General features: G+C 36.7%; 1 protein-coding gene. It reads right to left on the reverse strand.

What is annotated here, in order from left to right; genetic code table 11:
- Positions 1 to 154 precede the first annotated feature (154 nt).
- Positions 155 to 1,042, reverse strand: coding sequence for a glycine betaine ABC transporter substrate-binding protein (locus CK510_RS30735; protein WP_095725167.1), 888 nt, complete (start codon positions 1,040 to 1,042; stop codon positions 155 to 157).
- Positions 1,043 to 1,052: the final 10 nt, after the last annotated feature.

The following is a 1,052-nucleotide window of genomic DNA, read 5'->3' on the forward strand; positions in this document are numbered from 1 at the left end:
ACCCCACCCTAACCCTCCCCTTGCTAAGGGGAGGGAATTAGACTTTTTATTTTCCCCCCTTGAAAAGGGGTTAGGGGGGATAATTTTCGGGATATGAAGGTAAATCAAACTTTTGTATTTTGGCGGATAAATAGTCCAGCTTCAGCTTTAAACCCTAAAACCTTTTTAGTTTCCGAAACTCGCTCACAACCTCTTTAACATCGCGTAATTCACCTTCCACTAAATAATTTAGTTGCCGCATTTCATCTGCTGTAATCTTCCCTGCTAATTGGGATATTCCCTTAGATAATTGCGGATATTTTTTTAATGTTTCCCTGCGAAAAATTGGTACTGCTTCGTATGGTGGAAAATATTTTTTATCATCTTCAAGTACAACTAAACCCAATCTAGATATTTGCCCATCGGTGGAACTTCCAGCAACCATATCCACTAAACCTTGGGTTAAAGCTCGATAGATTAAATCTAAACTCATTGAACTAGGTCTTTCGCGAAATCGCAAGTTATAGGTTTTTGCTAAACCAGGAAAACCGTCTTCACGCTCGGTAAATTCATAACCAAAACCACCGCGCCATTTTGGTGTATATTGTGCAGCTTCAGAAAGGGTTTTGATATTATATTTTTTCCCATCTTCACCACGTATAATCATCGCAAAGGTATTCTCAAAGCCCAATGGTTCCATAACTTCGAGATTAAATTTTTGGGCATAACCTTGTTTGAGACGCTGATAAACCTGTTTGGGGTCGTTAATTACAGGTTGTTTAAGAATTGTCGTAAATGCAGTACCTGTATATTCAATATATCCATCGATTGCACCTTTTATTAGAGCTTCATGGCAAATAAATGAACCTCCTAAACGTGGTTTCAGTTTGACTTTTAAATTTGTTGTCGCTTCGATTTGCTGGGCAATTAATTCACCTAATATATCTTGTTCTGTAAAGTCTTTTGAGGCGATTATTATATCTCGATTACCACTAATATTTTGGTTTTGATTGTGATTACAGCTAGTTATTACTATTATTAAAGTAAAAGTCAGACAACAGATAAATAAAAGT

Origin of the sequence: Brunnivagina elsteri CCALA 953, assembly GCF_002289455.1 — a bacterium.
Lineage (GTDB): Bacteria > Cyanobacteriota > Cyanobacteriia > Cyanobacteriales > Nostocaceae > Brunnivagina > Brunnivagina elsteri.